This is a genomic window from Calothrix sp. CBUCES-K 9914, assembly GCF_059640475.1.
The window spans coordinates 1-8,827 of sequence record NZ_JBXXZH010000331.1 but is presented as its reverse complement, the minus strand read 5'-3'; the positions used below and the strand labels follow the sequence as shown (position 1 = coordinate 8,827).

General features: G+C 36.7%; 11 protein-coding genes and 1 pseudogene. 6 read left to right on the top strand and 6 right to left on the bottom strand.

Annotated elements, in window-relative coordinates:
- The 3 genes and pseudogenes from AC2JBO_RS40095 to AC2JBO_RS40085 form a co-directional block, all read left to right on the top strand.
- Window positions 1-412 (top strand): annotated as a pseudogene (locus AC2JBO_RS40095) (serine/threonine protein kinase); the annotation flags it as partial.
- Between the two features lie 299 nt (window positions 413-711).
- Complete coding sequence (locus tag AC2JBO_RS40090) at window positions 712-861, top strand: hypothetical protein (RefSeq protein WP_496959205.1); 150 nt, start codon at window positions 712-714, stop codon at window positions 859-861.
- Window positions 862-1,147: 286 nt separating this feature from the next.
- Window positions 1,148-1,486: a hypothetical protein gene (locus AC2JBO_RS40085; protein WP_496959204.1), complete on the top strand. Its 339-nt coding sequence runs from the start codon at window positions 1,148-1,150 to the stop codon at window positions 1,484-1,486.
- A gap of 8 nt (window positions 1,487-1,494) precedes the next feature.
- Here AC2JBO_RS40085 and AC2JBO_RS40080 read toward each other — a convergent pair whose 3' ends face one another.
- Genes AC2JBO_RS40080 through AC2JBO_RS40070 form a run of 3 tightly spaced genes read right to left on the bottom strand, consistent with a single transcriptional unit; the run spans window position 1,495 to window position 3,564 of the window.
- The gene (locus AC2JBO_RS40080; RefSeq protein ID WP_496959203.1) at window positions 1,495-2,181 is read right to left on the bottom strand and encodes a S1 family peptidase; all 687 of its coding nucleotides are present in this window, start codon (window positions 2,179-2,181) and stop codon (window positions 1,495-1,497) included.
- 15 nt (window positions 2,182-2,196) lie between these two features.
- Window positions 2,197-2,979 carry a S1 family peptidase gene (locus AC2JBO_RS40075; RefSeq protein WP_496959202.1) on the bottom strand — a complete coding sequence of 261 codons (783 nt, stop codon included), beginning with the start codon at window positions 2,977-2,979 and terminating at the stop codon, window positions 2,197-2,199.
- Window positions 2,980-2,991: 12 nt separating this feature from the next.
- Window positions 2,992-3,564, bottom strand: a complete 573-nt coding sequence (locus AC2JBO_RS40070; RefSeq protein ID WP_496959201.1) for a COP23 domain-containing protein — start codon at window positions 3,562-3,564, stop codon at window positions 2,992-2,994.
- Window positions 3,565-3,779: 215 nt separating this feature from the next.
- Here AC2JBO_RS40070 and AC2JBO_RS40065 point away from each other — a divergent pair, with 215 nt between their 5' ends.
- From AC2JBO_RS40065 to AC2JBO_RS40055, 3 genes are all read left to right on the top strand, one after another.
- A complete protein-coding gene (locus tag AC2JBO_RS40065; RefSeq protein ID WP_496959200.1) occupies window positions 3,780-4,031 on the top strand; it encodes a hypothetical protein in 252 nt (83 codons plus the stop codon).
- A gap of 42 nt (window positions 4,032-4,073) precedes the next feature.
- Entirely contained in the window at window positions 4,074-4,271 is a 198-nt protein-coding gene (locus AC2JBO_RS40060) for a GNAT family N-acetyltransferase (protein WP_496959206.1), read from the top strand.
- 102 nt (window positions 4,272-4,373) lie between these two features.
- The gene (locus tag AC2JBO_RS40055) at window positions 4,374-4,547 is read left to right on the top strand and encodes a hypothetical protein (RefSeq protein WP_496959199.1); all 174 of its coding nucleotides are present in this window, start codon (window positions 4,374-4,376) and stop codon (window positions 4,545-4,547) included.
- A gap of 183 nt (window positions 4,548-4,730) precedes the next feature.
- Here AC2JBO_RS40055 and AC2JBO_RS40050 read toward each other — a convergent pair whose 3' ends face one another.
- The 3 genes from AC2JBO_RS40050 to AC2JBO_RS40040 all read right to left on the bottom strand — a co-directional run bounded on the left by AC2JBO_RS40050 (window position 4,731) and on the right by AC2JBO_RS40040 (window position 8,786).
- Window positions 4,731-5,309 carry a Uma2 family endonuclease gene (locus tag AC2JBO_RS40050; protein ID WP_496959198.1) on the bottom strand — a complete coding sequence of 193 codons (579 nt, stop codon included), beginning with the start codon at window positions 5,307-5,309 and terminating at the stop codon, window positions 4,731-4,733.
- Window positions 5,310-5,329: 20 nt separating this feature from the next.
- Window positions 5,330-5,794, bottom strand: coding sequence for a S1 family peptidase (locus AC2JBO_RS40045; RefSeq protein WP_496959197.1), 465 nt, complete (start codon window positions 5,792-5,794; stop codon window positions 5,330-5,332).
- 226 nt (window positions 5,795-6,020) lie between these two features.
- Window positions 6,021-8,786, bottom strand: a complete 2,766-nt coding sequence (locus AC2JBO_RS40040) for a tetratricopeptide repeat protein (protein WP_496959196.1) — start codon at window positions 8,784-8,786, stop codon at window positions 6,021-6,023.
- Between the last annotated feature and the right edge of the window lie 41 nt (window positions 8,787-8,827).

The following is an 8,827-nucleotide window of genomic DNA, read 5'->3' as shown; positions in this document are numbered from 1 at the left end:
CTGGGTAAAAAATGAAGTCGAAGATAAAACAACAGGTGAACTGGCGAGATTTTCCCCATCTGATAAAAGTGATTCAGAGCCTGTTGCTGAGGTTATATTAGAGATACAGCCTTTAAAGCGACCGTTAGCTTTGGCAAGCTACACGAATTTAAGGTTGAACGAAATTCTTCAGTATTTCCCAGATGCAAAAATACACGAATCGAACACTGTAACATTACCGAGTTTGTCTAGTTTGCCAGCGCATGAAGTTGTTTATTCAGGGAAAGATAATAAGTTAGGTATTAAAAGAAAGGCAATTTGGACTGTTAAAAATAATACAGCGTATATCGTTACTTATTCTGCTCAAGAAAGTGAATATGATAAGTATTTAAATATTGCGACTAAAATGATAAGCTCGTTACAATTGCTGTAGGCACTTTCATCATCTAGTAACAGAATTTTTATATGGAAAAATAATTGATTTTTATTTTACATCTACCTTAAGATGTATTTATTTGGAATTAGTTATAAGAGGATGTTTGAAAAGTCTAAAATTATACTGTAGCTTTATAAAATACCCCAACCCCCTTAACAAGGCAGGGCTGTTTCATTCTCCAGAGATAAAAGCCATAACCATGATTTTTAGGTTAACCGACAACCAAAATCTTGTTTGGTAATGCCGGATTTATCGGCGCCTAGTATTTTCCTTTTTAGAATGAAACAGCCTCTAAGATGCCTAATCTTGAACAAAAATTTGAAGCTTTGTTGAATTATCTGAATGAACACCTTGGTTGCGATTTGACTGTTTATAAGCGTACTACTTTGATGCGTCGGTTTGAGCATCGTATGCAGGAAAGAATCATCCAGCACAAACAGTATTAAATACAACAATAAATCAACTATAATCTACTCAAAAAGAGTTAGATAGCGTGTATCAAGAAATTCAGCTGAGAGATGAGTTCTAGAAACTCGGTTTCTTGTATTCATGAACACAATAGATATTAATATTACAATCCATCTCTAGATAGAATAGATTATTTGCTCGCTAGTAGTAATTTGAAGATGTAAAAGAAAATCGCGCGCAGTGGCGCCAAAAATCTATACGCTTAGTTTTATAAGTGCGAGGTTTACTTAGCTAAAATTGGCTAGTTAAATGAGGTTTAACAAAATGACTTACAAGATACGTCGTTCAAAGAGTCATGTTCAAGTATCTAGAGGTGTTGAAACTAATCAAAACTGCCAACATCAAAAGTTAATAGATAATTTGAAGTCAAAAATAGAAAATTTAAATTTAGAATTGCGCTGCAAAACTTACGAACTGCAATATATCCAGTCTTCGAGAGATATAGAGAACCAGGTATATCATCTAGTTTTATTAGTTTTATTAAAAAGTGATAATGACGATGAATTATCTAAAATTTTGTTAGAATTAGATAAGGTACTTAGTAGCCTTATAAATGATTTATTAGATGCTTTTTATAACTCTAACTATTCAGCAAAACTATAGCAATATATTTAGCGATTACGCCAAACTGCGTGGTTACGCGCGGTTAGGAAGATATTAATGGGAATCGCAAACCTTAAAAATTCTAAGCGTTTGCCTTGTTTTTCAATTTCTCGCGCGATACCGTTGATACCGATTAAATTTCCTTGTTCGTCTAATACTGCACCCCCACTCATTCCGGGTATGGCGCCGTTGTCATAGGCTAAAGTATAACCATTTTGAGCGCTTTCTAAACGACTGCGAATATTGCCGTAGGTAAATTGGTAATTACGTTCTTCTGTAACTCCAGGTATACCAGAAGCCCAACCAACTACAAAAACTGGCATTCCTTCGTATGCTTTGTCAGAGTTTCCGGCAGTTGCTATGTTGTAATTTTGAACACTGCTAAATTCTAATACTGCTAAATCATACCCTGGTAGTTCTCGAACGCGCGATGTTATGTAGCGGGCGCCGTCATGTGTTTTAATTTCATAGCTACCATCCGAAGCAACTACATGCTGATTGGTGAGAACGTAATAAGTGTTGCCTTTACGTTCTACAATTACTCCTGAACCGACACCATCTCCACCAATACGAACGGTAAACCCTTTAGCAATGGTATTGATTTGTGATGGTGATAACCCAAAAGCTATTTGTGGTTGAACTACTACAACCGCAGCACCTAATAGCAATGCAGGCAGATTATTTATAAATTTCATATCGGGAAATCAATTCTATGGAAGTAAGGATTTAAGATAATTTTCTAACGGTATTCCCCAACTGTAACGCTGCATTTGTTTAAGATCAACAGGTGTTGGTTCAGTACCATCTTGATATATATAAGGATTACCCCAAAGTGGTTCTGCGTGCATACCATTCATCGCGATAACTTCACCTGCTTTATTCAATACAGGTCCACCACTCATACCTTTTTGAATATCATTTGTGTAAGCGATTTGATAACCACCTTCTAACGCTTTATTGAGAACTAGAGAGACTCGACCGGTTTTAAGCGTAAACCCTATGTCTTTGTTGAAGTGCGTATCTCCCGGAAACCCTGCTGCATAGACTTCGTTACCAATACTAAGCTTTGATGTTGAACCAAGCGATGCTAGGGGGTAATTTACATCGGCGCTCTGAAACTGTAATAATGCTAAATCAGCTTCCTTTTGAGAAGTTAGGGGAGATACTGTATTTGATGTCTTTACTGGTATAGCAGTGTATAATCGACCCTTGTCGGTTTGAATTTGATAAGGTGCCTTACCAGCACGAAGTACGTGAGCATTAGTGACTACTGTATAAAATTGTCCCTCTTTCTTAATTAATATCCCTGACCCCAAAAAATCACCTGCCAGGATTTTAACTGTAATTGACGAGGCTATTTTTTGGAGTTGCGGTTGGGATTTGGCAGAGGGTTGTTCGAGTGCAACCATTAATTGCGGTGCTTTGGGCGCCGACAATAATGATAAACCGCAAAAACTGGCAATAAATAAAATACAATTTTGGCGCCAATTCATCGATTGTTGGATTTACTCTTGGTTCGTGACAGTTTCAACTTGGTCTGACTGCATCTTATCATCAATTATCTTCTGAATATCAAAGTAATCGACATTATCGATAGTAGAATATTCGAGGCTTTTACCTTCATTAAGAAGTATGGCGCCATCGCTACTACTACCAGCACGGTTATCAAGTAGTTTTTGCATAACTTGACGCGGATTTGTACCAGATTTGAGAGTGACTAACACACCGCTTGGTAAACAAGTACCCCCCTTGTAACCAGCGACGCATAGTACAGGTTGACCGTTAAATTGCCCCGCGCGTAAAAAATTGAGCGTACCGTTACTAAAAAACCTTTGGAAACGCACGGATATATCCTCGCAACGTCGAACGGGAGTCCAAGGAGCAGGAAAAGCTGAGTCAACCCAACGAATCATTGGTTTATTTCCCCGTGGTGTGCGAACTAGCGTCGTTGGTACACCATTACTTACCCCGCAATAAAACTTATTAAATTGGGCATTACTAGGTTCTATCATAGCAGTGGTAGCAGTGAGCGCAAATGCGGTTACACTCAGAATTTTAAAACATGCACCAAGCTTCATAATGTTTCATCAAGCCGTTTACAAAGTAGAACTCTTGGAAAAACTAGTTGCCTAGTTGTCAATTTCAGTAGGCGCCTATCCCGATAATAATTGCTTTAATTCAATTGTAGTTTATCGGATTCTCCACAAATTATAATACGATTTCATAATTAAAATTATGCAGAGCATGTGATTGCGTTTAGTTATGATGTTTAATTTATTACTCCACATCAAATATGCTCAGAAGATACCAGTATCAAGACCGAGAATTAATAATCACGATGATTGATTGTATATATCGTGAGTATGGAGATAGTATTTACTTGTCAGGCGCCGATAGTGATTTACTTGATATAGAGGCAAATTATTTACAAAATGGGGAATTTTGGGTAGAACAACTCGATACAGGGCAAATAATTGCTTCAATCGCTATAAAGCGCTCTATAAATAGTGATGATGAACCTACAGCGTCGTTAAAACGATTTTAGTTAAAACGATTTTATATACTGCCAGAATATCGTGGTTAAGGAATAGCGCAGCAAATGCATGATACTGTTATTGAATGGTGTAAGCAAAATAATATTAAGCAAATATACCTTTGGTCGGATAAAAGATTTACACGTGCGCATTCTTTTTATAGTAAGCATGGATATGAACAAAATGGTGTTCGTGATATGGATGATGGCGCCATGCCTTATCAAGAGTATTATTTTGCGAAAATGTTGTGAGTATATTTTGGCAACGGATACAACGGATGTAACGGATGATTTATGGTTAAAAATAAAGCAAGGAAACACTTTTTTATTTTGTGGTAAACAGGAGGATATATTATGTTAAGCTGGAACTATCGTGTTTTTAGTGAGGATAATGGTGATGATGTGATTCGTGAAGTTTTTTATGCGGAAGACGGCTCTATTGTGAGCTGTACAGAAAATCCGGTTGAACCGTTTGGAAGAACGCTTGAAGAACTAGGTTATGATATTGACTTTTTAAACAAGCTTTAACATTACCTGTATTGACTCTATCTGATATTCCTATTGGTGAAGTGAAACAGCGAACGTCAAAAGAAAGTACTAAAAATATTTCTCACAAAGAATTATTATTGAAACTTGGTTTAAACCAACCTTCAACAGCAAATAAACAAAAATAGCATTAATGAACCGATAGCATTGTAAACTTATACAAAATTATCCCCAAACAACTTGCAAATCTAAAACAAAACCAGGCAAAACATTCTCACCCGACAAATTGATAGGATTATCCAATACCTCAACAGTCTTATCTAAGCGATAAATCTCAACAGCGCGCGCTTTTGGGTTGGTTAACCAGCCAAGTTTTACTTTATTGTCAATATATTCCTGCATTTTCGCCTGCGTTTCTTCCAAAGTATCGGTAGGTGACATTAACTCTAATACAAAATCTGGCGCAATTGGAGGAAACTTTTCTTTCTGTTTAGGAGTAAGCGTATCCCATCTATCTTGTTTTATCCACGATACATCAGGAGAACGGTTGGCGCCATTAGGAAGTTTGAAGCAGGTAGAAGAGTCAAATACTTTACCTAACTTAGTTTTTCGATTCCAAATTACAAACTCTGCATTAGTCTCCGAGTTGCGGTTTCCTATTTCTCCTCCTGTAGGTGGCATTACAATAATTTCTTCGTTAACATTGCGTTCAAATTTTACATCCGGGTTATTCCGACAAAGCTGGTAAAATTCGTCATCAGTAAGTTTGATGATGTGATTAAAGTTTATAGTAACAGCAGCCATATAGATTATAGGATTTAGATTTAAGAGTATAATTTAACTTTAACCCGAAAGTCAACAAAAGGTGCTGCTGCTGTTTTTGCTGGAAACCCGGCTACATAAACTAGCGAAGTTTTCTCAATTTTATCGGAATTACCAATTTTAGCGAGAGTGTATTTTTGATTACTGCTAAATTCAAATATTACTAAATCTAAGCCCTGTAATTGCCTGGTATTCTTAATTTGATAAGTTCGTCCACCGGGTGCAATCAGACTTTTTTGACCTTGTTGAACTACGTGTTTAGCTGTGAGAACAGTGTAGGTATTACCAGTTTGCTTGATAATTACTCCTGAACCTGAGTTTGTGGAGTTTTGAGCATCAACAATTTTTACTGTAATTTCTCTGGCTGTTTGTTCAATTTGCTCAACTGAGAGAGCGCACGCTATTTGCGGTTGAACTATGACTATTGAGGCGCCGATTAATATCGATGATAATGTGTATAATTTCATATCTACTATAGAAGTGATGTTCAGCTTTTACACTAATTGAATCAGTTTCATGACTTATGTATAGAGAAGCTAGGAACCCGGTTTCTTTGACATGTAAGGATAAATGCAGAGGATTTGTATTAATCTCAATACTAGTCGGCTAATAATTGATCCCCCCAACCCACCGATAACTTGGGGGGTATCAGCTATCTTCAGAACCTATACAATACTGATATTAGTTTACAATCTATTTTTTCATATTCGTAGTGAGAAAGGTTTGAATTTCTGGTGATATCAAAAGCGGTTTCGCATCATTAAGTATGATGTTTGACCATACTCGCTCTTTCTTGAGATAATCTACATTTGCCAAGCGAGGTTCCAAACGCAGTGCTTCTTTCGCTAGTTCCAAACTGCGTTGTGGTTGATCTTTATATAATGCTACTGCCAATGCAAACAGAGACTCATAACTTTGTCTATTAATACCAATAGCATCCTGCCAATGCTTAATTGCCGCTTGAGTATTACGTTGGTCGTACTCAATAAATGCAAGATTACTAATTACTAAGGAATCCTTTGGATTTAATTCAATTGCTTTTTTATAGTAAGCTATTGAATCAGAAATTTTTCCTTGGGAGTAATACAAAACACCTAAAGAGTTGTATGGTTCAGCGTTTTTAGGATTAATCTTAATTGCTTGGTTGTAATCAGAAATAGCTCCTTGATTGTCTCCTAAGTCGCTACGGGCTGCACCTCGACCAATATAAGCGGTCAAATAATTGGGGTTAATCTTGATTGCTTGATCAAAATCAGTAATAGCTCCTTGCTTATCCCCCAAGTTGAAACGAAGCTTACCTCGTTCTACATAAATATCAGCATTATTTGGATTAATTTCGATGGCTTTTGTATAATCGCTAATTGCTCCTTGTTTATCGCGTAAAGTTAGCCGTGCCTTACCGCGATTAAATAAAGCTATGGCATTATTAGGATTACTGTTGATATCTTGAGTGTAATAAGCAATAGCTTGATTATAGTCAGCGTCTGCTTTTTTATCGTCTCCTAAATCTCTATAAACATTGCCTCGGACTAGGTAAACATTTGAATTAGTTGGATTAATTTTGAGAGATTGAGTATAATTATCAATTGCCCGCTTCTTATCCTCTAGATTTAAGTAGGCATTACCTCGGTAATAAAAAGCATTGGCATTGTTAGGATTACTCTTGATGTCTTGGGTATAATAAGTAATAGCTTGATTGTAATCAGCATTTGCTCTTTGTTTATCTCCCAATTTTTTGTATATATTTCCTCGATTTAGGTAAGCATTAGAATCAGTTGGTTTTATCTTAATGCTTTGAGTGTAATCATCAATTGCTTGTTTTGTATCTCCTAAGTCTGAGTAGGCATTACCGCGATTATAGTAAGCATTAGCATAATTTGGCTTAAACTTAATAGCTTGACTATAATCATTTATTGCCAGTTTTTTCTCTCCTAAGTCTGAGTAAGCAATAGCACGGTCATAGTAAACTTGGGCATCATTTGGCTTAATACCGATAGAACGAGTGTAATCGGCAATTGATTGTTTTTTATTTCCTAACTCAGAATAGAGAGCGCCTCTTTTGGAGTAAGTATCTGCGTCATTAGGATAAATCTTTATGTCTTGAGTATAATAAACAAGTGCTTTATTATAATCATCGTTTGCTTTTTGATTATCTCCCAATTTTTTATAAGCTAGACCCCTTTTATAGTAAGCCCAGCCATAACTTGGATTTAATTTGATCGCTTTAGTGTAATCGCTAATTGCTCCTTTATAATCGCCCAATCTGTAATAAGCAGTACCTCGATTAAAATAAGCCGATTCAAAGTTTGGTTCAATTATCATTACTTGGTTAAAATCTTGAATTCCCTCGCTTTTGCGACCCAATTCAAAACGAGCAATGCCTCGATTATTATATGCATATGCAGATTTTGGGTTAATTTTAATAGCTTGATTAAAATCAGTAATTGCCCTTTCGTTATCTCCCAAATTCTGATATATTAAACCCCGGGCATTGTATGCCTCGTCATATCTGGGATTAATTCTCAAAACTTGATTGTAATCACTAATTGCCCCTTGATTGTCTCCTAAATAAGAACGAGAATTACCTCGGTTGAAATAAGCTTCTAGATAGTTAGGTTTAGAGCTAATTGCTTTGGAGTAATCTTCTATTGCTTGTCTATAGTCTTTTCGATTATACTTCTCATTTGCTTTAAGATAAAAATCATCGGCAGAAGGCGCCTGTGCAACAACTGTACCAGGCGGACGTACACCTACATCTACCCCGACAGCTAGCATTGAGCGCAATGCTAAATAAATAGGTATTCCCTTGGCTCCAACTACTTCAATCTGTTGAGGGTTGCTCTCAGAAGCTTCAGATTCAAGTTTGCCATGAACTCCTATTAGTTCTCCTTGCTCGTTTAATACTGGTCCACCACTCATTCCTTTTGATGTGCGCTGATCGTAGCTTAAGTTGTAGCCCTCTGACTGCCCTGTACCATTTGCGCTAATTTGACCTTTAAGAATCTTTAACTCTGGGCTTTCGGTGGATGTTGAATTTTTCGCTGGAAATCCTGCTACGTATGTTGTTGCTGTATATGTCGCTTTGTCTGAGTTGCCGATTTTGGCTACTGTATAATTTTTATTGCTATTGAATTCAGCAATCGCTAAATCTATGCCTGGTATGCGTTTTATATTTTTAGTCGAATAACTTTGTTTGTCTGATGTAAATATTTGATATGTTTTATTTTCTTGTACTACATGAGCTGCTGTAAGAACTGTATAAGTATTGCTGGAACGCTTAACAATAACTCCCGAACCTGTCCCAGTATAAGGATTATTACTGTCAGAAAGAATTCGCACGGTAATTTCTGCTCCGACCTTTGTCACCTCACTTGAGGGCAAAGCATTAGTTACTTGCGGCTGTACTAGCACAATTGAGGCGCCGACTAATATAGATGAAAGTGTGTAATGGTATTTCATTTGCTCACATTACTCCTAAATATTTACTAGCCAATATGAAG